This window comes from Roseburia sp. OM04-10BH (assembly GCF_003462605.1).
Lineage (GTDB): Bacteria > Bacillota > Clostridia > Lachnospirales > Lachnospiraceae > Roseburia_C > Roseburia_C amylophila.
In genome coordinates this window covers 214,441-237,712 of the sequence record NZ_QTZI01000004.1, presented here as the reverse complement: position 1 = coordinate 237,712, position 23,272 = coordinate 214,441, and the positions used below count along the sequence as shown (strand labels likewise).

21 protein-coding genes and 1 tRNA gene are annotated in these 23,272 nt (G+C 40.2%); 9 read left to right on the top strand and 13 right to left on the bottom strand.

Annotation, left to right across the window (positions count from 1 at the left end):
* Positions 1-11: 11 nt before the first annotated feature.
* The 9 genes from DXB43_RS06360 to DXB43_RS06320 all read right to left on the bottom strand — a co-directional run bounded on the left by DXB43_RS06360 (position 12) and on the right by DXB43_RS06320 (position 12,271).
* Positions 12-704, bottom strand: coding sequence for an iron-sulfur cluster assembly scaffold protein (locus DXB43_RS06360; RefSeq protein WP_022243201.1), 693 nt, complete (start codon positions 702-704; stop codon positions 12-14).
* 138 nt (positions 705-842) lie between these two features.
* Positions 843-2,420 (bottom strand): putative ABC exporter domain-containing protein, encoded by a 1,578-nt coding sequence (locus DXB43_RS06355; RefSeq protein WP_117698560.1) that lies wholly within the window; start codon positions 2,418-2,420, stop codon positions 843-845.
* Positions 2,413-3,126 (bottom strand): ABC transporter ATP-binding protein, encoded by a 714-nt coding sequence (locus tag DXB43_RS06350; protein WP_117698561.1) that lies wholly within the window; start codon positions 3,124-3,126, stop codon positions 2,413-2,415. Before DXB43_RS06350 ends, DXB43_RS06355 begins: the two co-directional genes overlap by 8 nt.
* Before the next feature lie 230 nt (positions 3,127-3,356).
* Entirely contained in the window at positions 3,357-4,028 is a 672-nt protein-coding gene (locus DXB43_RS06345; RefSeq protein ID WP_022243204.1) for a hypothetical protein, read from the bottom strand.
* Positions 4,006-7,200 (bottom strand): type IA DNA topoisomerase, encoded by a 3,195-nt coding sequence (locus tag DXB43_RS06340; RefSeq protein WP_117947092.1) that lies wholly within the window; start codon positions 7,198-7,200, stop codon positions 4,006-4,008. Before DXB43_RS06340 ends, DXB43_RS06345 begins: the two co-directional genes overlap by 23 nt.
* Positions 7,201-7,289: 89 nt before the next feature.
* Entirely contained in the window at positions 7,290-8,651 is a 1,362-nt protein-coding gene (locus DXB43_RS06335) for an ATP-binding protein (protein ID WP_117947091.1), read from the bottom strand.
* 156 nt (positions 8,652-8,807) lie between these two features.
* A complete protein-coding gene (gene asd / locus DXB43_RS06330) occupies positions 8,808-9,893 on the bottom strand; it encodes an aspartate-semialdehyde dehydrogenase (RefSeq protein ID WP_117698564.1) in 1,086 nt (361 codons plus the stop codon).
* A gap of 172 nt (positions 9,894-10,065) precedes the next feature.
* On the bottom strand, positions 10,066-11,478 hold the full coding sequence (gene argH / locus DXB43_RS06325) for an argininosuccinate lyase (RefSeq protein ID WP_117698565.1): 1,413 nt from the start codon (positions 11,476-11,478) through the stop codon (positions 10,066-10,068).
* Positions 11,479-11,587: 109 nt separating this feature from the next.
* Positions 11,588-12,271, bottom strand: a complete 684-nt coding sequence (locus tag DXB43_RS06320; protein ID WP_117698566.1) for an epoxyqueuosine reductase QueH — start codon at positions 12,269-12,271, stop codon at positions 11,588-11,590.
* Positions 12,272-12,388: 117 nt separating this feature from the next.
* Here DXB43_RS06320 and DXB43_RS06315 point away from each other — a divergent pair, with 117 nt between their 5' ends.
* Complete coding sequence (locus DXB43_RS06315; RefSeq protein ID WP_117947090.1) at positions 12,389-13,156, top strand: ABC transporter ATP-binding protein; 768 nt, start codon at positions 12,389-12,391, stop codon at positions 13,154-13,156.
* Positions 13,149-13,946, top strand: coding sequence for an ABC transporter permease (locus tag DXB43_RS06310; protein WP_117947089.1), 798 nt, complete (start codon positions 13,149-13,151; stop codon positions 13,944-13,946). The genes DXB43_RS06315 and DXB43_RS06310 overlap by 8 nt, the downstream gene beginning before the upstream one ends.
* A 78-nt stretch (positions 13,947-14,024) precedes the next feature.
* On the opposite strand, the gene DXB43_RS06305 is transcribed toward DXB43_RS06310, so the two are convergent.
* Genes DXB43_RS06305 through DXB43_RS06295 form a run of 3 tightly spaced genes read right to left on the bottom strand, consistent with a single transcriptional unit; the run spans position 14,025 to position 15,880 of the window.
* Complete coding sequence (locus DXB43_RS06305; protein ID WP_022243212.1) at positions 14,025-14,432, bottom strand: hypothetical protein; 408 nt, start codon at positions 14,430-14,432, stop codon at positions 14,025-14,027.
* Positions 14,433-14,438: 6 nt separating this feature from the next.
* Entirely contained in the window at positions 14,439-15,413 is a 975-nt protein-coding gene (locus DXB43_RS06300; RefSeq protein WP_117698569.1) for a DHH family phosphoesterase, read from the bottom strand.
* A gap of 26 nt (positions 15,414-15,439) precedes the next feature.
* A complete protein-coding gene (locus DXB43_RS06295; protein ID WP_117947088.1) occupies positions 15,440-15,880 on the bottom strand; it encodes a hypothetical protein in 441 nt (146 codons plus the stop codon).
* A 228-nt stretch (positions 15,881-16,108) separates the two neighbouring features.
* Between DXB43_RS06295 and DXB43_RS06290 the strand changes: the two genes are divergently transcribed.
* From DXB43_RS06290 to DXB43_RS06260, 7 genes are all read left to right on the top strand, one after another.
* Positions 16,109-16,181: transfer RNA gene (locus DXB43_RS06290), tRNA-Thr, on the top strand.
* 162 nt (positions 16,182-16,343) lie between these two features.
* Positions 16,344-16,883 carry a helix-turn-helix domain-containing protein gene (locus DXB43_RS06285; RefSeq protein WP_022243215.1) on the top strand — a complete coding sequence of 180 codons (540 nt, stop codon included), beginning with the start codon at positions 16,344-16,346 and terminating at the stop codon, positions 16,881-16,883.
* Positions 16,884-16,892: 9 nt separating this feature from the next.
* Complete coding sequence (gene potA, locus DXB43_RS06280) at positions 16,893-17,966, top strand: spermidine/putrescine ABC transporter ATP-binding protein (protein WP_117698571.1); 1,074 nt, start codon at positions 16,893-16,895, stop codon at positions 17,964-17,966.
* Complete coding sequence (locus DXB43_RS06275; protein WP_117841121.1) at positions 17,959-18,780, top strand: ABC transporter permease; 822 nt, start codon at positions 17,959-17,961, stop codon at positions 18,778-18,780. Before potA ends, DXB43_RS06275 begins: the two co-directional genes overlap by 8 nt.
* Positions 18,774-19,553, top strand: coding sequence for an ABC transporter permease (locus DXB43_RS06270; RefSeq protein ID WP_117698573.1), 780 nt, complete (start codon positions 18,774-18,776; stop codon positions 19,551-19,553). The genes DXB43_RS06275 and DXB43_RS06270 overlap by 7 nt, the downstream gene beginning before the upstream one ends.
* Before the next feature lie 3 nt (positions 19,554-19,556).
* Positions 19,557-20,606: an ABC transporter substrate-binding protein gene (locus tag DXB43_RS06265; protein WP_022243219.1), complete on the top strand. Its 1,050-nt coding sequence runs from the start codon at positions 19,557-19,559 to the stop codon at positions 20,604-20,606.
* Between the two features lie 161 nt (positions 20,607-20,767).
* On the top strand, positions 20,768-21,685 hold the full coding sequence (locus DXB43_RS06260) for a DUF5688 family protein (RefSeq protein WP_117947087.1): 918 nt from the start codon (positions 20,768-20,770) through the stop codon (positions 21,683-21,685).
* Here the strand turns inward: DXB43_RS06260 and glgA are convergent.
* The gene (gene glgA, locus DXB43_RS06255; protein ID WP_117841123.1) at positions 21,675-23,114 is read right to left on the bottom strand and encodes a glycogen synthase GlgA; all 1,440 of its coding nucleotides are present in this window, start codon (positions 23,112-23,114) and stop codon (positions 21,675-21,677) included. The two genes, DXB43_RS06260 and glgA, sit on opposite strands and share 11 nt — an antisense overlap.
* Positions 23,115-23,272 lie beyond the last annotated feature (158 nt).

Here is a 23,272-nt window from a genome sequence, read left to right as displayed (position 1 = left end):
TCTCTCCTTTCTTACTCTTCTCTTGGGTCAATGATCTTAACAGCATCAGCTACACGACCATACTGGCCTTTTGCTTTTTCCCATGCAGTGTTAGGGTCATCACCTTTTTTGATAAAGTCTGTCATTTTTCCAAGAGAAACGAACTGATATCCGATAACTTCGTTGTTCTCGTCAAGAGCGATGCCTGTTACATAACCTTCAGCCATCTCTAAGTAACGAACACCTTTCTCCTTTGTTGCGTACATAGTACCAACCTGGGAACGAAGTCCTTTTCCTAAATCTTCCAGACCAGCACCTACTGCAAGTCCGTCATCAGAGAATGCACTCTGAGTACGTCCGTAAACGATCTGTAAGAATAACTCTCTCATTGCTGTATTGATTGCGTCACAAACAAGGTCAGTATTTAATGCTTCAAGAATTGTTTTTCCCTGAAGAACCTCTGCTGCCATTGCTGCTGAATGTGTCATACCTGAGCATCCGATTGTCTCAACCAGTGCTTCTTCAATCACACCATTTTTTACATTTAATGAAAGCTTGCAGGCACCCTGCTGTGGTGCACACCAGCCTACACCGTGTGTAAATCCTGAAATATCTTCAATTTTTTTGGAATGAACCCATTTTCCTTCTTCTGGAATTGGAGCTGGCTCATGTTTTGCGCCCTTGGCAACAGGACACATGTTTTCGACTTCCTTCGTGTAAATCATTATAAGACTCCTTTCGATATGAAATATATATCATGTTAAACTTTGTTATACATTTAACACACCGCCCTCATTTTCTCACATTTTTTGACATTCGTCCAGTCTTTTTTACAGGAAATGCCCCTTAATTTTCTCAATTTGTTAATCTAATGCCTCCATCCGCTCAAATGCAAAGGATGCTCCGATTGCTCCAACCAGTGTCAGCAGGAATATAACGACTATCATCATAATAAATCCTGCAGTCACAGAAATGAACGCTCCCGTTGCTACTGCCACAATGATTCCGACACATAATACCAGTCCCTGGAACAGCATCCGAAGAATCGTTCTGCCCAGTTCTCCAAACATTTTCCCTATCACGACATCTGCCAGCATATTCATATAAAGCTTATTAGCATTCAGGCACATATATAAAATGACGGTCAAAATCATGTAAGACACCGGAAGTCCCATTACGATACTGCCCGGCAGCGTAATCAGAAGTCCGTCAATCAGCGCACGGATATGCTCCATTTTGGTGGCATACCACATTTTCTTAAAATTGCTGTCCGGAATCAGATAGGTGTATGGATTTGCCAGTTCCTTCGACCACTTCGTCTTATAACCGCTGAAAATAAAGATAACATAGGCAATGACGCCCGGAATTACAAACATTTTAAAAGGCTGGCTGGAAATTTTATTATAATAAGAGACAACCGCAATTGCCACACCTATGACCAGAAACAGCACCGAATTCCAGCCAAAGATAAAGAAACGGTTTTTACGGTATTCTAATACCTGCCGGTAGAAAATTGCTTTAGCGTAAGTTCCCTTATAAGCCATCTTTACATTCCGTAAATACTTTTTCTTGCCATTTCCCACTACAACCTCGCCCTTTTTCGAGCGTTTCATCCGGTCATCATAATCTTCTGCAAATTTTGCAGCATCTTCATAGAATTCTCCGGTACACTTCATCTTTTTCGCATAAAGTACCAGAAAAACAGTACTGGTTAAAAGAAGTACGGTTGCCACCACATTGATTCCTGCAGGGCCTATGATAATAAGCTGAATCAATGCAATTTCCCAGCCTATAATCGGAATCAGCTGTACCACCGGAAGCTGGATTAAGTCCACAAACACAGATAACTGCATACCTTTCACCGAAACAAAGTAGATTGCAACCAGTGCAAAAGCTGCCATTACTCCATACATAATATAAGTAAGTACGGTAAAGAACTGTTTGGGAAGTGTTTCATTTCCATAGCAGATAATCATTAACGCTCCCTCTAAAATATTTTCCAGTACACCAGCATAAAGGAAATATAAAATCATCTTATATGGTGTAACACCAAATACACCAATTCCAAGTACCAGTACAAATAGTTCAACAATAAAATTGGTTAAGAACTGCTTCATTCCGGCATGAAGAATAACTTTCTTCGGTTCTTCCGGTGCAGCAAATACAAAATGTACTTCTGACGGGCGGAACAACAGTCCTTTTCTCTTGATATAGGAAATCAGATTTGCCGGAACAATCATAACCATCAGTACGGATAAAACAGTTGCAATTCCTTCCGGGCTGTTTAATCCGAAATCGACAGACATGGAACCAAGTCCATACAATACCAATGCTGCATATAAAACAACAAATACCAGTGCAAGAAAAGTCTGTGGCCGTTTCAGGCTCCGCTTCACTTTATTCTTAATGGTCTGGGAAAAAACAAAGGAAAGACTACTCATGTTCTTCACCACCAGTCTTTGGTTCTGTCACTTCAAAGAACAGTTCTTCTATGTCTTTATCCGCAATTTCATTTTTGTTAAATGTTGCTATAATTTTCCCTTGTTCCATTACAAACATCACATCCCACAAATCTTTTACCATTTCAAGCATATGGGTACTGATAAGAATGGTACAGCCTTTCTCTTTTAACTCAAGCACAACTTCTTTCAGTTCTTTTATGGCTGCCGGGTCAAGTCCAACCATTGGCTCATCCAACATCACAACCTTTGGATGAATAGCAAGTGCACAACAGATACTGACCTTCTGCATCATTCCTTTGGACAATTCATTTCCCAGCTTCTCCTGTTTATCCAGAAGTTCAAAACGTGTCAGCAGTGCATCTATTTCTTCCTCTGTAATGTCACTGTTATATGCCCGCTTCACATATTCGATATGCTCCCGCACCGTCAGTGCTTCAAACATTGCCGGAATCTCCGGTACATAGCCAAATATTTTCTTCGCTTCCAGGCTTCTTGCCTTCATTCCATTAATACCAACACCGCCTTCATAACGAAGGAGTCCTGCAATACTCTTTATAATGGTTGATTTTCCGGCACCATTTGGTCCAAGCAGGATACCGACCTGACCATCCTGCACCATAAAGCTGACATGGTCCACTGCTACATTCTTTCCATATTTCTTAGTAAGCTCTTGTACTTCTAACATTTTCACCCTCCAAAATTCACGAGAAACACTCTTTGTAAGCTTCCCGTATATACTGCGAGAAACACTCTTTTCAAAGTTCTCGTCCAACTAAAAAGCAGCCATATGTATTACTTAATTAATACAGTAATGCATATAGCTGTTTTTGTCAACCATTCATTTCTTAATTTTCTATTGTCATTTTTCTGCAAGCAGCTACCGCAGGTAACTTCTGCGGGTAAATTTCCATCCGTTTAGTCTTCTGCTTTACTTACAATTTCATTCTTATTCTTATAAATAGAATGCGCCGGAACTACTCCACGTACCGGGGAAAGCGGATAAATATTGGTATGTGGTCCGATGACCGTTCCCGGATTCAATACGGAATTACAGCCGACCTCTACAAAATCTCCTAACATGGCACCGAATTTCTTACGTCCGGTTTCCATCTTCTCATCAGCAGATTTTACTACCACCAGTGTCTTATCGGATTTTACATTGGATGTGATGGAACCTGCTCCCATGTGTGACTTGTATCCTAAAATAGAATCTCCCACATAATTATAGTGTGGTACCTGCACGGAATTAAAAAGAATGACATTCTTTAACTCGGTAGAATTGCCTACCACCGTTCCTTTTCCGACAATTGCATTTCCACGAATGAATGCACAGTGTCGTATTTCAGCATTTTCATCAATAATTAAAGGACCATTTAAACATGCTGTCGGTGCCACGGCAGCGGATTTTGCCACCCAGATATCCTCACCCTTCTGTTCATAAACATCCGGATTCAATGTTTTTCCCAGTTCTTTGATATAATCTCCGATTCCGGCAAGTGCCTCCCACGGATAAGTAAATTGTGCAAGATAATCCTTTGCGATTGTCTCCTCTAATGTATACATATTACTGATTTTGCACTGTTCCATCTTTCTCTTCCTCTCTTTCTTCTTCCGGTTTCCGGTCAAAATCAAAACGAATTTCATCCTCTTCAAACTTCAGACAGGTATCAAATACATTTCCTGCTTTCGAAGTAAATCCGGTTATTTTTTTAGTGGTATATCCTTTTGTAAAAAGCTCTTCTAACACTTCTTCAGCCAGTTCCACCTTTGCTACATAACGGTTCACCCGGAATCCGCAGTCACATTCATAGTACCACTGGCTTTTCTTTAACAATGCCCCACACTTTGGACATTTTACTTTTGTCTCTTCCGGTTTCGGACGCTCCGGAAAGTCAAATTCAATGCGTCCATCCTCGGTAAGCTTCAATGGTGCATCAAATTTCTTGCCATTCTTAGACTTAAATCCTATTATAATTTCTGTCTTTCCTGTTAGTAAAAGTGCTTTTACCTGAGTTTCCTTTAATTTTACTCCGGCTATTTTACCGATTGAGAAACGGCAGCTATCCTCTTTGTTTCTGTCATAATTGGCACAGCCATAGCCAAATGGTGTCTGCACAATATCACCCTGACACAGTGGACATTTTACATCTTTTACCTTCTTTGCTTCCACATGCTCAAAATCAAATTTCAGGACTTTCTTTCCATTCTCATCTTCTCCAAGCATCAGGCAGGCATCAAATTTCTTCTTATTCTTTGAAGTAAATCCACGAATCGTTCCGGTTCTTCCATTGGTCAGAAGCTCCTTCACCTGGGCGGTGTTTAAATCTTTCCCGGCTATTTTGCCAATGGCAAACCGGCAGCCAGCCTCATCTTCCGCTTTATAATTGGCACAGCCATAACCAAATGGCTTTATTTCTATTGCTCCGCCACACAACGGACAACTTACGCCCTCTATGGTCTCCGGCTCATTCTGTGAAAAATCAAAGGTTATATTCGGTTTCCCTTCTTCATCCTTTGTCATCACAAGGCAGGCAGAAAACTTCTTCTTATTCTTCGAAGTAAATCCTTTTAAGACTCCGGTTCTGCCTTCGCTTAATAACTGCTTTACTTCTTCATCGTTAAGCTCTCTTCCGGCGATGGCACCAATAGCAAAACGGCAGCCACTGCCATCTTTATTATAATTTGAGCAGCCATAACCAAAAGGTGTAGTCTCAATCTCGCCGCCACAGACCGGACAGGTTGCTCCGATTTTAACCTTTGCCTTCATATCTTTGGCATTGCTGCCAGCCAATGGCCGGATCTGCCCGGCAATCTGGCTGGTGAGATTCTCATTTATCATGGAAACTGTTTCTTTCCGGATAAATTCCTCTAACTTCTCCCGGTAATCTTCCATCGGAACCGTTCCCTGGGTAATGCCATCCAAGCCCTTTTCCCAGGAAGCGGTCATCTTGGGATTCAAAAGTGCCGGAACAGTCATATTCACCACTTCATAAACCATCTCGCCTAAGGCTTCCGGCGTCAGCACCTGTGTTTTCTTATTCAAAGCAAGGTAGCCGATACGCACCAGCTTCTTGATGATTTCTGCCCTTGTAGCAGAGGTTCCAATTCCGGAGCCTTTAATCTGTTCTCTTAATTCCTCTTCCTCGATTAACTGTCCCGCATTTTCCATGGCAAGCACCATGGAACCTGAAGTATAACGCTTTGGTGGAGAAGTCTTTCCCTCTTTTACCAGAAATTCTTTTACTTCTGCGGTATCTCCTTCTTTGAGACTATCTGCAAGTTTTAGTAATGCTGCGCTGTTCTTCGGATTGTTTTCTTCTCCGTCGCCATCTTCCTTTTCCCGCTTTTCTTTGGTATCCGGTCTTCCGGCAATTTCAAGATATCCGGGAACCTTTAATACTTTTGCCCCGGCAAAGAAAGATTCCTTTTCAATTCCGATGGTCAGCTTTACCGTCTGATACTGTGCCGGCGGATAGAAAATACTTAAGAAACGCCGCACGATCAGTTCATAGACCCGCTTCTGCAATTCCGTCAGCGACTTATATTCATTGACCTGTCCGGTTGGAATAATAGCATAATGGTCTGTAATCTTACTATCATCGGTATAACTGCTCTTTCCGATATTTTTATATAAACCATGCTCCATAATATTTTGTGCAAAAGGAGCAACCGGATCAAAGGAACGGAGTCCTCTGATATTCTTACTGATTTCTTTTGCAACGGCAGAAGATAATACTCTTGCATCTGTTCTCGGATAAGTAGTCAGCTTTCTTTCATATAAGTCCTGTGCTACCTGCAGCGTCTCGTCCGGGCTGATTTTAAACCTTTTCGAGCACTCTGCCTGCAGCTCCGCCAGGTTAAATAAAAGCGGTGCACGTTTCTTTGTAATTCCTTTATCTACTGTTTTTACAACCGCTGTTTTATTAGTTAAATCTTCAATTAACTTTTCTGCATGTATTTTTTCTTTGAATCCATTCTCTTTATAGAGCAACGGAGACGCATAATAAGAAGAACCTTCTACTGCTTTCCATTCGCCTTCTATCTCTGCATCAAAAAAATTCCCCACTACCCGGTAAAATGGTGTCTCTACAAAATTACGGATTTCCCGCTCCCGGATTACAACCATGCCAAGTACACAGGTCATGACACGGCCAACTGCAATTGCAGTATAGGACTTGGTTCCTGCAGCATCATTTAAAAGATTTCCATATTTTACAGACATGACACGGGAAAAATTAATTCCCATGGCATAGTCTTCAATGGTACGCATAATCCCGGAATTAGCAAGATTATCATAATCCGCCATTGGTCTTGCTTCAGCAATTCCTCTTTTAATTTCTTCCTCCGTCTGCGAATCTATCCATACCCGCAGCTCTTTCATACCTTCACGGACTCCACCGAACCGCCGGATATTCTCTTCAATGGTCTGTCCTTCTTTTCCGGCATCGCCTGCCCAGTAAACGGTATCAATATCTTCCCTGTGTAAGAGCTTATGTACGATGTCATACTGTTTGCTTACAGATGGTATAACATTATATTTATAATCTTTTGGAAGAAATGGAAGATCTTCTAACTTCCACTTCTTATATTTTATATCATATTCTTCCGGATATACCATTTCCACCAGATGGCCAACACACCAGGTAATGGCATAATGATTGTCTTCGATATATCCGTCATTTCTGCCGGATACGCCAAGAATTCGTGCAAATTCCCGGGCAACACTTGGTTTCTCCGTGATAATTAACGACTTACCCAACCGTTATTTCCTCCAATTTCTGTGCCATTTCTATTATTTTGTCTTTTTCAATCATTTGACTTTACTGTCATTTTTAGCTTTCCGGCACTTTATAATTCCTTCATATCGATCAGGACAAATCTTTTATCTTCTTCTGCCATCTGTTTTAAATCCTCTGCAAATTCCTGTGCGGAAAACATATAAAGATATTTTGCGGAAATTTTTGCCTGTTTCAGATTATCAAGCAATGCTTCACCTGACGAGCGGGTCATATAAGGCTCTGACCAGTTACAGATTCCGACAATGCTCTCACGGACACTGTTCTGGGCGACAATATCGATATTGCCCTTCTTTCCAACCCAGGTTCCAATCCGGTGAATGTCAATCGGAAGTTTACCAATACGATTTAATAAAGTCAGATATTCCCGGCAGACCTTGACAAAATAACGGTTCATATAGTCATCTAAATCCTTTTCAATATAAGTATCATAAAATTCTTCCGGTGCCATCATATATAAGTCCGATAAATGTGGATAGACAAAACGGAACCAGAAATTCACATAAGTATTGGCAATGCGGTAAACACCCTTTTTCGTATTCTCCCAGCCACCAGTATCAAAGGAAACCACCTTTTCTACCACATCAAATGCCATCAGATTCTTCATGTAGACACTGATTTTTGCTCTGGAGAAGCCTGTCTTTAAAAAAAGGTCATTCAGCTTATTATTTCCCGAAGCCAATGCTGCAAGTATTGTATTATATACAGAAAGTTCTCTTAATTCAATGCTGATATAATTTTCTGCCTCATGGAACAGGAAGCCATCCGGAGACAAAATATGCCGACAGACATTTTCCTTAATACTCTTTTTGGAATTCCAGCGTGTAAGATAACCCGGCACACCTCCAATAATTCCATAGACCTGCACTGCCTGACTGGTTCCATATTCCGGGAAATGTCGAACCACATCAAGAAATGTCGCATCCTCCATGCGGATGGCTGCGTCTACCTTCTTTAAGTATTCACCATATTTTTCTCTGCAGTCTTCCTCTACCCATACCAGTGAAGAGCTGGTCAGAATAATCATAACAGGACCCGGATATAATTTCTTTGCTTTCAGTTTCAGAATGCTGTTCATAAAGCCAACATCTTTTCTGGCAATATACTGGAATTCATCAATAACAACCACAAGCTTGGTCGGGTCTCCACTCTTGATGCGGTTAAAGAATTCATCATAACTATAGCGTGTCAGACGAATTCCGTATTTTGTTTCCACTTCCTGCCCCATCTGCAAAACCTGTTCCCTTTCGGATGCCTGTCTGGCGCGATAGTAAAAAAACTTTTTCTCCTTACAGAATTCTTTTATCAACTGCTCTTTCTGGCAGTTATCTCTTCCATATAAAAGAACAATCTGATTGCCGGACTGTCCATATACCTCTTCTAATTTTTTTAATTCGGATGTCTGAATCATCATTGGTAATATCCTCCAAAATTTCTAATTCTAAGAAGTCACTCTAACAAAAATAATATCACATTTTAATTTTTCTATCAACGCCAAAACGATAAAAAAGCCATACTGCTTTCCTGCAATATGACTTTTCTATCTTCATTTTGTTACATATTTTGCTGCTTATTTTGCGGTAATGTAACCCTGTGCTTTTAAAAGTTCTGCACAAAGAACAGCTCCACCAGCCGCACCACGTACGGTATTGTGGGATAATCCTACGAATTTCCAATCATATACGGTGTCCTCACGAAGACGTCCAACACTGATTCCCATACCGTTTTCATAGTTAACATCCATAGAAACCTGTGGTCTGTTGTCTTCTTCTAAGTACTGGATAAACTGCTTTGGTGCACTTGGAAGATTTAATTCCTGTGGAACACCCTTGAAGTTTACTAATTTTTCGATTAACTGCTCTTTTGTAGGGTTCTTTTTGAACTTAACAAATACAGCTGCTGTATGTCCGTTTAATACCGGAACACGGATACACTGGCAGGTAATAACCGGTGATGTAGCAGGTACAATGACACCATCTTTGATTTCACCCCAGATACGAAGTGGCTCTTTTTCGGATTTTTCTTCCTCTCCACCGATGTATGGGATAATATTTCCAACCATTTCCGGCCAGTCCTTAAAGGTTTTTCCGGCACCGGAAATTGCCTGATAGGTAGTTGCTACTACTTCATATGGTTCAAACTCTTTCCATGCTGTAAGAACAGGAGCATAACTCTGGATGGAGCAGTTTGGTTTTACTGCAACAAATCCTCTCTTGGTTCCCAGTCTCTTGCGCTGGAATTCGATTACTTTCATATGTTCCGGATTGATTTCAGGTACTACCATAGGAACATCCGGTGTCCATCTGTGTGCACTGTTGTTCGAAACAACAGGAGTCTCTGTCTTAGCATATGCTTCTTCAATTGCTTTAATTTCATCTTTAGTCATATCTACAGCACTGAATACGAAATCAACTTCTGCTGCAACATTTTCTACTTCATTAACATTCTTTACTACAATATTTTTAACGGCTTCCGGCATTGGAGTATCCATTTTCCAACGATCTCCAACTGCTTCTGCATAGGTCTTTCCTGCACTTCTTGGGCTTGCTGCAATTGTAGTTACCTCAAACCATGGATGATTCTCCAGAAGAGAGATAAATCTCTGACCTACCATTCCTGTTCCACCTAAAATACCGACTTTTAATTTGCTGCTCATTTCTTTTTCTCCTCACGTTTTTATGTTCGTCTATCGCGAACAGTTGTCTTTCTGATAAATATACTATCCTATTTATACAAAAAATGCAATTCACAATTTATCAAAAATTACTAAGTGAATTGCATTTTTCTTATACATATGTACCAATTTTTTAAAATAAGCTACTTATTTTCTACGCCTCTTCCGGCAGATTCAACTCATCCTGCCAGTCCTTTGACAGATATTCCTTATGCAATGCAATGACTTTTTCCATTGCGTCTTTACCAGGCGCACCAACAGTCAGACGTTTATTAACACAGGTTTCCATGGAAATTGCTTCATAGATATCTTCTTCAAATACCGGACAGATTGCCTTTAACTCATCCAATGACATATCATCAATGGCAATCTTCTTATCCAGACAATAAAGCACGATTCTTCCTACAATACCGTGGGCATCACGGAAAGGAACGCCATGATTTACCAGATAATCTGCTGCATCTGTCGCATTGGTAAATCCCTTGTTGGCACTGTCATGCATTTTTTCTTTATTGAATTTCATAGTTGCGAGCATACCGTTAAAGAGTGCCAGACAGCCTTTTGCAGTATCCATGGCATCAAAGGAAAGCTCCTTGTCTTCCTGCATATCTTTATTATACGCAAGGGGAATTCCCTTCATTGTAGTAAGCAATGACATCAGTGCACCATACACTCTTCCGGTCTTTCCACGTACCAATTCTGCAATATCCGGATTTTTCTTCTGTGGCATAATGCTGCTTCCGGTGCTGTATGCATCGTCAATCTCTACAAACTGATATTCATTGGAATTCCAGATGATAACTTCTTCTGAGAAACGGCTTAAATGCATCATAATCGTTGATAATGCAGATAAAAATTCGATTAAGTAGTCACGGTCTGATACGCCATCCATACTGTTTAAGGTTGGTCCATAGAAACCAAGTAATTCTGCAGTATATTCACGGTCTAATGGATAAGTAGTTCCTGCCAGGGCACCGGAACCTAACGGACAGTAATTCATTCTCTTAAAAATATCCTGCAGGCGTAGTCTGTCACGGCGGAACATCTCAAAATAAGCTCCCATATGATGTGCCAGTGTAATCGGCTGTGCTTTCTGAAGATGGGTAAATCCCGGCATAATCGTCTCGGTATTTTCTTCCATAATCTTAAGAATGGTCTCAAGAAGTTCTTTTACCAGCTTGTCAGTATGCAATACTTCCTGTCTGGTATAAAGACGCATGTCCAGTGCAACCTGGTCATTTCTGCTTCGTCCGGTATGTAATTTCTTACCGGTATCTCCCAGACGGTCAATGAGCTTTGCCTCTACAAAGCTGTGAATGTCTTCGTATTCATCGGTAATAATAAGCTTTCCTTCTTCTACTTCTTTTAAGATTTCTTTTAAACAGTCTACAATATCCTGCATTTCTTTCTCTGTTAAAATGCCCTGTTTTCCAAGCATTTTCACATGCGCAATGCTGCCTTCCATATCCTGTTTATAGAATTTCTGATCAAATGATATAGACGCATTAAAATTGTAAACGAGCTTGTCTGTCTCTTTGGTAAAGCGTCCACCCCATAACTGTGCCACTCTTTTATCCTCTCTTTCCATACGGATGTCCGTACTTATTCTAAACAAAAATCCATAACTAACTTCTGAAAGTATACCTTATTTTTCATAAAATGACAACCAGAAGAAATCACTCCTGTACTGTCTGCTCACTTTCCTGCGCCGCACGTTCTCTTTTCTGTTCTTCCCGCTCCCGCTTCGAAAATACACAGCCACAATAATCCTGCCGGTACATGCCATACTCTGCCGAAATTACGGTAGAACGCTTATAGCCATCCCGTTTCTTAAAATCCGAATATAAATAGGGAATGCCATATTCTTCAGCCAGCCTTCCTCCAATCTCATTTAACTTTGCAGCATTCTTCATGGGACTGATAGACAGCGTTGTCGTAAAATAATCACAATTTAATTTTTTCGCATACTCTGCCGCTTCCCGCAGTCTTAATTCATAGCAGCGGAAACACCGTTCGCCACCCTCCCGGATATTTTCATAACCTTTTACTGTTTCATAAAAACGCTCCGGTTCAAAATTTCCTTCCACAAAGGTGACAGGATATTTCGTCGGAAATTCTTTAATAAAGCGTTTCTGCTCCGCTGCTCTGTGATAATATTCATCCTCCGGATAAATATTGGGATTATAGTACAACACCGTAATATAAAAATAGTTGGAAAGATACTCTAATACATAAGAACTGCAGGGTGCACAGCAGCTATGAAGTAAAAGTTTCGGAACTTCTCCTCTTTCTTCTAATCCGGCAATCGTTTCATCTAATATTTTCTGGTAATTTTCTTTCATCGCATTTACCTTTCCCATTCAAAATTTCTGTCGATTCTGTTCCTATTATAATCTATCCTTTTCTTCTGTCAATCCGGGTGACCAATCTCATTTTTTCACATATATTATCCTATAAACTTCTATCAGGTGAATACCATGTGCTCCATCCTTGAATTGTCCAATATAGATTATATTTATCATACGAAAGACGGCGAAACCAAGGCTCTGTCCAATATCAGTTTTAGTTTATCCAAAGGAGAATTTGTTGCTATTGTAGGTCCCAGTGGATGTGGCAAATCAACACTTTTATCCCTTATCTGTGGTCTTCTTGTCCCATCCGGCGGCAGCATTTCCTTCATGGGACACCCCCTGCAGTCAAAGGATATCTTAAATATGGGATACATGCTTCAGAAAGACCACCTCTTAGAGTGGCGTACCATCGCATCCAATGTCCAATTAGGGCTGGAAATCCAGCACAAAATGACACCGGAAAATCTTGCTTATGCCAGCCGGCTGTTAGAAACTTATGGACTTGCCGATTTTGCTGCAAAACGTCCTTCTGAGCTTTCCGGCGGCATGCGGCAGCGGGCTGCCCTGATTCGGACCCTGGTACTTCGCCCGGAGCTGCTTCTCTTAGATGAACCCTTCTCGGCATTAGATTATCAGACCCGCCTTAATGTCAGCAATGACATCGGTACCATTCTGCGGCAGGAACATAAAACCGCCATTCTTGTAACCCATGATTTATCCGAAGCAATTTCCATGGGAGACCGTGTTATTGTCTTAAGCCACCGGCCGGGCACAATCCGCTCCATTATACCCATATCCTTTGAGCCTGGTCTTACGCCTTTAGAGAAACGGAATGACAGCCATTTTAAATCCTATTTTAACTTAATATGGAAGGAATTTAATCAAAATGAATAACCCATCCTCTGCACAGCTTATGTACCTACGGCAATGCCGCAGGCATCAGCTTAAAATAAAAATCTGTCGCATCCTGATTCTTGTTGTCTTTCTATTGCAATGGGAACTCTGTGCGAAATATGGAAAAATCGACCCCTTTATTTTCAGCAGTCCCACCAGACTTATCATCTGCTTCTACCAGATGATTACCGGTCAGAAGCTCCTTTATCACATTGGAATCACCCTGTTTGAAACCTTAAGCAGCTTTTTCTTTGTTATTATTTTAACATTACTGATTGCTGCAATCCTCTGGTTTTCCAAAACCTTATCCGAAACCTTAGAGCCTTATCTTGTGGTTTTAAATTCCCTGCCCAAATCCGCGCTGGCTCCACTGCTGATTGTATGGCTGGGCGGCAATTACAAGACCATTATCATCACCGGTATGTCCGTAGCTATCTTTGGCTCTATTCTGAGTCTTTACACTGCTTTTTGTGATATGGATAAAGAAAAGATTCTTCTGATAAAGACATTAGGCGGCACCCGTAATGATGTCATGTTTAAGATTATGCTGCCGGGCTGTATTCCCACCCTGCTTTCTATTATGAAAGTCAACATTGGTCTTTGTCTGGTTGGTGTTATCATCGGTGAATTTATTGCAGCGAAAAAAGGCTTAGGCTATCTTATTATTTATGGCAGCCAGGTTTTTAAATTAGACTGGGTCATCTTATCGATTCTGATTCTCTGTCTCATTGCCATGCTGCTCTATCAGCTGATTGGAAGTTTTGAGAAGCTCTGCTTAAAGAGGAAATAAAGAAAGGCGGTATGAATTGCACCTGCTCTTCATACTGCCTTTCTCTTTCTTACTTTACAGGAAATTGCTTATGACTTTTTATGCTTCTTCGATTTCTTCAAAGTCACAGTAATCTGCTCCTGCTTCAGAAGCAAACTTAAAACTTACTTTCTCGCCCTGATATTCCACGGTAAAATCACCTTCCATATCAAGGAAAGAATGTGCCTGGGCTATATTATCCAAGAATTCTGCCATATCTGCCGGAAAGTCTTTTGCATCTGCCTCTACGCTGCACTCTTCTTCTAAGATTTCCTGCTCCACAAAGAGACGCAGGGTAAAATCATCCAAATCACTTTCATCATCAAAATCTACACCCTGAAAATAATGATTGCCGCAATTTTTAAATAAGTTCTTTACATAAGAGGTACTGGATAAAATTCTCGACTGGGATACATCCTCTGCCTCAAGATAAATATGATAGGTTATCTTCACCTGATTTTCTGCCATGGTATCTTACCTTCCTTCTTCTGCCTTGATCTGCTCTAAGAACAGCATTTCTAATTTATAATCCCGGTCCGGTTCCAACTTTTCCATATTCTTCTTTGGAATGAAACCGCCAGCCATTGCCGGATGTCCGCCACCATTTCCATAATCTGCTAATGCCTTTGCTACAACTCTTCCGGCATCTACATGATTTAATGCACTACGGACAGAAAACTTAATGCCGTCAGAACGGATTGCATAAATCACGGAAATATTAACTACATCAAGAGATAAAATAAAATCTGAAATAATTGCAATCAGCGCATCCGGACAATCAAACGGAATCGATGCAAATCCCACATCATCATAAATGTGGATATTATCGATTGCCGCACCATATGCCTTTAAATCAGAAAACTCCATTACATTTACATACATGGATTTTAACTCTTCCACATCTGCCATTGGATAGATGTATGCAAACATATCCACATCAAGCTTTGTTGTACCACGGACAAAGTCATCCGTATCCATCTTGATGCCATATGCCAGTGCTGCCGCCACATCCCGGCTCATTGGTGTATTGGTAAGATAAAAATACTCTGCAATCATTGTGGCACAGGCTCCTACACGGCGCACATCTTTATAAGCATATTCACAGGCAATTACTGTCGGATGATGGTCAATACATGCCACCTCATCCCCGATAAAATCGGTCAGATTCGCATTATATTTCTGGGAGTCTACGGTAACAATATAGTCCTCTTTCTTCATATCATCCAAATCTTCTTTAGACAAAATATCAATATGAAATGTGTCAAACATCTTTCTTGTACTCAGGCGTTCAATCTTACCATCATAACAGATATCTGCTTTAATCCCATGGTAATTTAAAAAATGCTGTAAGCCAAAGGCACTGGCAATCGCATCCGGATCTGGAAAATTATGTGTCTGAATATAAGTTCTGTGTCCTCTTAATAACTCTACTAATTGTAAGGGATCCATGTTTTATCTCCTGGTATGATTTCTTCTTATTTTAATATAGAAAGCGGATTATTTTCCTTCTGGAATTTCAATGCAAACAAAGCTGCCCCATAGCATAAAATTCCAATCAGCATAAATATTACTTTACCGGAAATTATTCCAACGACAATCTCTGCTGCTGTAACAATTCCATGCAGCCAGACAGGAAGGTTATGCAGACATGCAGCAAGTCCCGCTTCAATCAACACTACAATACATACGCTCACTACCGGAATCTTCCATACCAGTATACCCAGTACAATTTCCAATACGGCAAAAACCACAAATACACATAACATAATCAGCGCGCTGTTTTCCTTTAATTCTGCAATCGTAAACTGACTGTTCTTCTTTGCATAATTTTTCTTTGCGCTGTTAATTTTCTTCTTCATATTCTTCTTACTGTCCTCAGTTTTCTTTCCCCCTGAAACAAATTCCTTCACTTCCATGAAAAAAACTTCCTCCTTGTAATGATTTCCCTTTTCATAAGCCGGTTCATCTTTCTCCGGTTCTTACACATCTACGCCCATTATACCAAGTAACCTTTGAAAGAACAACTTTTTTCAAAAAAACATTGCAAATTTATTTTTTTCTATATATAATATTATAGTATGATTTTAATAAATAAAGGGTTGTCTGAGGAAAATATTTTATTTCGCATATAACCAGATTATTCTGCTTCCGTGGCTCAGTTGGTAGAGCGGCGCATTCGTAATGCGTAGGTCAGGGGTTCGAGTCCCCTCGGGAGCTTTTTTTGTTGTCTAAAAATAATCTAAAAATAGTATTGACATTTCTCTTTCAATTTCTCATAATACTCCTTAGTGAGTTTATTATTATTAAACTTCAAATACATTATTAGCTTCATTTTGTAAAAACTATGTAAAATCACTTTTCATGGAAAGGAAGTACAAAATGGATATTGGAAATAAAATCAAGGAGCTGCGGATTCTCTACGGTCTCACCCAGCAGGAACTGGCTGACCGTCTGGAATTATCCAAAGGATTTATCTCCCAGTTAGAGCGTAATCTTACATCTCCTTCCGTGGGTACACTTTTAGATATTATCCAGTGTCTCGGCACTACGCCGGCAGAATTTTTTGCAGATGATGAACCTGCACAGCTTGTCTTTAAAAATGAAGATTATTTTGAAAAAGAAGATGCGGAACACAGGAGCTTAATCGAATGGATGGTTCCCGGTGCCCAGAAAGATATGATGGAACCGGTACGTCTGACGCTGAAGCCCGGCGGCACATCAGACATCTATCTTCCACATGAGGGAGAAGAATTCGGCTATGTACTTAAGGGCTCCATTAAAATCATATATGGTACCCGTACTTATACTGCAAGACAGGGGGAGTCTTTTTATCTTAAGTCCAATAAAAAGCACCATATCGAAAATACCGGCAGGAAAGATGCCGTTCTTATCTGGGTTACAAACCCACCAAGTTTTTAGGAGGTTATGATGGGCAAGAAATTAATACAATTAGAAAATATTACCAAAACTTATGACGGAAATATGATTTTGGATGACTTAAATCTTTATGTAAAGGAAAACGAATTCTTAACACTGCTGGGACCTTCCGGCTGTGGAAAGACTACTACCCTGCGTCTTATCGGTGGTTTTGAGACACCGGACACCGGACGTATTATTTTTGATGGAAAAGATATTACTTCTCTTCCGCCAAATGAGCGTAAATTAAATACCGTATTCCAGAAATACGCACTTTTTACCCATATGAGCATTGCAGAAAATATTGCTTTTGGGTTAAAAATCAGCAAGAAAAGCAAGGCTTATATTCAGGATAAAATCAAATATGCCTTAAAGCTTGTAAACTTAGACGGTTATGAAAACCGCAGCATTGATTCCTTAAGCGGTGGCCAGCAGCAACGTATTGCCATTGCCCGTGCCATTGTAAATGAACCAAAGGTGCTCCTTTTAGACGAGCCTTTGGGTGCACTGGATTTAAAAATGCGTCAGGACATGCAGTACGAACTGATTCGTCTGAAAAATGAACTTGGCATTACTTTTATCTATGTTACCCACGACCAGGAAGAAGCCCTTACCATGTCAGACACCATTGCTGTCATGAATCAGGGCTATATCCAGCAAATTGGTACTCCGGAAGATATTTATAATGAGCCGGAAAATGCATTCGTTGCCGACTTTATCGGAGACAGCAATATCATTGACGGTATCATGATTGAGGATAAATTAGTCAGCTTCTTAGGCATCAAGCACGAATGTGTCGACACCGGTTTTGGTAATAATAAACCGGTAGACGTAGTCATCCGCCCGGAAGATATTGAGATTGTAGAAGCCGGCACCGGTTTTATGGATGGTGATATTACTTCTGTTATCTTCAAGGGTGTCCACTACGAAATCGAAATTATGGCTGGCGGATATGAATGGCTTGTTCATACCACCAAATATTTCGAAACCGGAAGCCATGTTGGAATGAAGGTAATTCCTTTCAATATCCAGATTATGCATAAACCGGAATCCAGTGACGAAAAGGCGGTGGAACTCGATGCATAATGCCAGAAAAAGACTTTTAGCCGGACCTTATCTGGTCTGGATTATTGGATTTACTGTACTTCCGATTCTGATGATATTATATTACGCATTCACCAACAGTGACGGTGGTTTTACCTGGGCAAATATTGCTGCAATTGCAGACCCGGTACATATAAAAGCACTCCTGCTTTCCTTAAAGCTTGGTATCTTATGTACAATTGTCTGTCTCCTGCTCTCCTACCCGCTTGCCATGATATTAAATAGTCTTCATATCAAGCATCAGAGCTTTGTGGTATTTATCTTCGTCCTGCCAATGTGGATGAATTTTATGCTGCGTATTTTAGCATGGCAGATGTTACTTTCCAATAATGGAATTATCAATGGATTTCTTTCCATTTTCGGCATTCCGAAGCTTCATATGTTAAATACCCAGGGAGCCGTTGTATTTGGCATGATTTATGATTTTCTTCCATTTATGATTATGCCGATTTACAATTCCATAGTACGTATCCGCAAAGAAACCATAGATGCGGCAAGGGATTTAGGTGCCAACAGTTTTATCACCTTCTTCCGTATCATTCTGCCGCTTACTTTGCCTGGAATTGTCAGCGGAATTATTATGGTATTCGTGCCGGCACTTACCTCCTTTGTTATTTCAGACCTTTTAGGTGGAGGTAAAGTACTTCTCATTGGAAATGTTATTGAGCAGTCCTTCATGCAGGGTTCCTACTGGAATTTAGGTTCCGGACTTTCCATTGTACTTATGATTTTTGTTTTAATCAGTATGGCATTTATGAATCGTGCCGGTGAATCAGGAGGGCATGCAGTATGGTAAAGAAAAGTTTATCAAGAATTTATCTTGCAATTATTTTCCTGTTTCTGTATCTTCCAATTGGAGTTCTGATTGTACTTTCCTTCAACAACTCCCTCTCCCGTGTAAAATGGGGCGGATTTACGACAGAATGGTACCGCAATCTTGTTTCTGACCCGACTATTATGAATGCCTTTTATACCACGATTCTGATTACCGTTGCATCTTCCGTGATTGCTACAATAATCGGAACCATGGCAGCAATCGGAATCAGTGCCATGCGGAAAAGGAACCGTCAGATTATGCTTGGTGCAACTAACATTCCACTTCTGAATGCCGATATTGTTACCGGCATCTCCCTGATGCTGCTTTTTGTCCGCTTTACAGAGCTTGGAACATCAACCGTATTGATTGCACATATTACCTTTGACATTCCATATGTCATTTTAAATGTACTGCCTAAGCTTTCCAACACCTCATCCCATACCTATGAGGCCGCCAGAGACTTAGGTGCAACACCACTTTATGCATTTTTCAAAATTGTATGGCCGGATATCAAGCCTGGTGTATTCTCCGGTTTTCTGATGGCCGTGACAATGTCCCTAGACGATTTCTCCATCACCTATTTTACCAAGGGTGCCGGTGTCAATACATTGTCCACCATGATTTATACCCAGCTGCGTAAAGGTATTATTCCTGAGATGTATGCGCTATCTACTATTTTATTCTTCCTTGCACTGGTACTTCTTCTGATTATGAATTACCGCAGTGTCAAGGATGCGAAAGGAAGGTCTTAGGAAATGAAGAAATTCTTATTTTCATTTATGCTTATTGCTGGTCTCCTTACTCTTTCCGGCTGTGGACAGAAAGAGGATGAAAATGCACTTGTTATTTTAAATTATGGAAAATATATAGAGCCGGATGTTATCCAGCAATTTGAAAAAGAAACCGGTATTACCATCAAATACGAAGAATATGAAAGTCCGGAGGAAATGTATACCAAATACAAAGCGGGTTCCATCAAATACGATTTAATCTGTACCTCCGACTATATGATCCAGAAGCTTATCAATGAAGGTGAAGTCTTAGAAATGGATTATGATAATATTCCACTTTACGAAAACATTGACCCGACCTATGTGGAATTTTCCAAGGCCTTTGACCCGGAAACGAAATACACACTACCTTATTTCTTCGGCACACTGGGTATTCTCTACAATAAAACCATGGTAGATGAAGCTGATATGGACAGCTGGAATGTTCTCTGGAATCCGAAATATAAGGGACAGATTATCATGGAAAATTCCGTCCGCGATACCTTCGTTCCTGCACTCCGGCTTTTGGACTATTCCATCAATACTACGGATGAAGATGAATTAAACGAAGCACTTTCCATGCTTTGTGACCAGAAAGATTTAGTCTACTCCTATCTGGTAGATTCTTCTGCCGATGAAATGATTGCCGGAAATGCTGCCATGGCTCTTATTTATTCCGGAGAGGCTGCCTATGCACAGGATTATAATGATGATCTTGATTATGTGGTTCCGAAAGAAGGTTCCAATATGTGGATGGACTCCTGGTTCATTCCCAAAACCTGCCAGCATAAGGATGCTGCAGAACAGTTTTTAAATTATCTCTGTCGTGAAGATATCGGTATGGAAAACTTTGACTATGTCTGGTATGCTACACCAAACACCGCTGTTTATGACGAACTGGATGAAGAGGTTCAGGAAAGTACTACTATTTTTTCTGATCAGGAAACTTTGGAAAACTGTGAAATTTTTAACAGTCTTGATGTCCCGGCTACAGAAACTTATGATTATCTCTGGAAGAAATTAAAATCTTACTAAAATATTCTGGTCTCTAAAAGATTAGAAATTTTTTAGAAAAATTTCATATTACGTTTCTTGTTATTCAAGACACAAGATGATATATTGAAAGTCCATTGGAATAATCCATGGACTTTCTTTTCTATTTATTCATTTTTACCATTTCTAACCAGGAGGTCTTTATGACATATCAACAATTTCTTACTGAAATCCAGTTACAAATTCATTCTCTGTTTGATACAGATGTTACGATTCAACTGCATAAAATCCAAAAAAATAATGGTGTTACTTTGGATGGACTCACTATTCTGCAAAAGGGCTGCAACATTTCTCCCACTATTTATCTCAATGATTATTACAAAGAATATCAGGCTGGGAAAAGTATACAGAACATTATTTTACATATCCGGGAAATTTACCGGGCTTACCGTCCCAGCAGCTCTGTCGATGTAGCATTCTTTACCAATTTTGAAAATGTACGGCACCGCATCCTCTTTAAACTAATTCACTATCAGAAAAATGAGGAACTCCTCAAAGAAATCCCTCATTTTCGTTATCTTGATTTTGCAGTTGTTTTCTATTGTCTTTTATCTAGCTCAAGTCAGGGAAACGCAACCATTCTGATTCGTTCCACTCATCTTTCCTACTGGAACGTCTCCGCAGATGCGTTATATTCTTATGCCTTAGAGAATACGCCGGCACAGCTTCCTGCTGATTTTGAACCATTAATGCCATTACTCAATAAGCTTATGCCAATGCCCTTTCCTGCCGATAGCATGGAAGAAGAATCCGAAACACCACTTTATGTATTAACCAATAAAGCCAGACTCTATGGTGCTTCCTGCATTCTCTATCCAAATCTTTTAGATTCCATTGCAGATAAGCTCACATGTGATTTTTATCTGATTCCAAGCAGCATTCATGAATTTCTGATTCTTCCTGTTCTGCCCGGAACCTGTATACAGGATTTAAATGCTATGATTCATGAAGTAAATTCCACTCAGGTTGAGGAAGAAGAAATCTTATCCGATCACGCTTATTTCTATTCCCGCTCTGAAAAGCTTCTTACTTCTATGCCAGAAGAAAGGACTACAATCTAGCATATAATTTTTCATATTCCTTTGCAGAACTGGACCAGGAGAAATTCTGCTCCATGCCACGTCTTGCGATATCCAGCCACCCGGTCCGGTTCTCATGGAATACCTGATATGCATAAAGAAGACTGTCACGCATTTCATGAGCATTATAATTGGAAAAAGTAAAACCGGTTCCGGTATGCTGATACTCATTATATGGCTCTACGGTATCCTTTAAGCCACCGGTCTCGCGAACCACAGGTACTGTTCCATAACGAAGGCACATCAACTGGCTCAGACCACAGGGTTCAAATAAAGATGGCATCAAAAAAGCATCTGATGCTGCATAAATTCTATGTGCTGCTTCTTCGGAATACATAATATTTGCCTTCAGTCTGTCCGGATACCTGCTCTCATAATAACGGAACATATTCTCATAACGTTCCTCTCCGGTTCCTAAGGCAACAATCTCAAATTTACCGGAAGAAAGCAGTTCATCCATCATATAATCTACCAGTGCAAATCCCTTCTGCTCTGTCATTCTTGAAACAATTCCAACTAACATCACATCATCCGAATACGGAAGATTCATATCCTTTAAAAGTGCCTGCTTATTTTTCCGCTTGCCCTCTTCTAAATCATTGGCATCATATAAATAAGCAATCTTTGGATCCGCTTTCGGATTATATTCATTATAATCGATTCCATTAATAATACCGCTTAATTTATAGCTGTTACTGCGAATGAGACCATCCAAGCCTTCGCCACCATCCGGAGTTGTTATCTCATAAGCATATGTAGGACTTACCGTTGTTACAGCATCTGCATATACAATACCACCCTTCAGATAATTGCCCTCTCCATAGGATTCTAATTTATCCGGTGTAAAAAGAGCATCCGGCAATCCGGTAATATCTTTTACTGCTTTTAGATTCCAGCGCCCCTGGAACTGTAGATTGTGTATCGTAAATACCGTTTTCATATTCTGGTAAAATACATTTTTCTTATAGATATTCTCCAGATATACCGGAACCAGTCCCGTCTGCCAGTCATGGCAATGAATAATATCCGGCTGGTAATTCATATGCGGCAATGCTTCTAATACTGCCTTTGAGAAAAATGCAAATTTTTCTACATCTTCGTAAATATTATTATATGGTCTGTCTCCCGCAAAATAGAATTCATTATCAATAAAATAATACTGGATTCCATCTTCCTTTGCCTCCAGTATTCCTACATATTGTTTTCGCCAGCCCAGATCTACATAAAAATGCAATATATGATGCATTTTCTTACGCATATCCTCACGGATACACATATACTTTGGCAGCATGACGCTGACTTCATATTCATTTTTTGAAAAATATTTTGGCAGTGAACCTGCTACGTCTGCAAGGCCGCCTGTTTTGATAAATGGAACTGCCTCTGATGTAACAAATAATACCCGCTTCATTTCTGTTACCCCCAAATCTGATACCCTTTTTACAAATACGCAACGCTTTCTTTCGCAGTGCATCTCGAAAACCCTTGGTTTTCTCGATGTACGGGCATTCGCCCTATTTACGCTCACACTCGCAAATACGCACTAACGTGCTCTTCATTCTGCTTCGC